Genomic DNA, 516 nt, shown 5'->3' with positions numbered 1-516 from the left:
GGCTAAGGCTTAATGCGCATATTTTTGCTTAATCGCCATCAGCTCATTGCTTCGGGATAAATCAATACACTTCATCACAATAAGCTCTGAATGCCCCTCTTTACTCACATATTTCTTGTTGAGAAATTGATGAACAAGGTCGGTGGCTTCTTCGTAAGCTTCAGCGGGATAGGATCCCAGTTCAACGTAAGCCCCCACCGCAGCCAGTGCATCTTCTTTTACACTCTTGTCAGAAAAGCCCTGAGCCAGACACTGACTTAAAGCAAAATTTTCTAAATTATCTTTTTCTACGTCGCGTTGATTATCTTGCGAAATAGCAGGAAAAGAGAGTAACAACAGGAGTCCTGTTACTTTAAAATTCATCACCGTACTCCGTTGATTTCGTTGAATTTATATCCATTGAGTCCTGAGGGTATTCTAAACAGCGTTTCCAGATACAGAGTCGATTACATGAAAACGAGCACGATGTCCCTTCTCTGGGCCCTTTTAATCACTCCCGGGCTGAGTCGTCGCGGG

At 43.4% G+C, this 516-nt stretch carries 1 protein-coding gene; it reads right to left on the bottom strand.

The window, feature by feature from the left end; all coding sequences use genetic code 11:
* Window positions 1–9: 9 nt before the first annotated feature.
* A complete protein-coding gene (locus WH277_RS05350) occupies window positions 10–363 on the bottom strand; it encodes a T6SS amidase immunity protein Tai4 family protein (protein WP_339454876.1) in 354 nt (117 codons plus the stop codon).
* Window positions 364–516 lie beyond the last annotated feature (153 nt).

The organism is Erwinia sp. MYb416, from assembly GCF_037479575.1.
GTDB lineage: Bacteria > Pseudomonadota > Gammaproteobacteria > Enterobacterales > Enterobacteriaceae > Erwinia > Erwinia rhapontici.
This window is presented reverse-complemented; position numbering and strand designations above follow the sequence as displayed.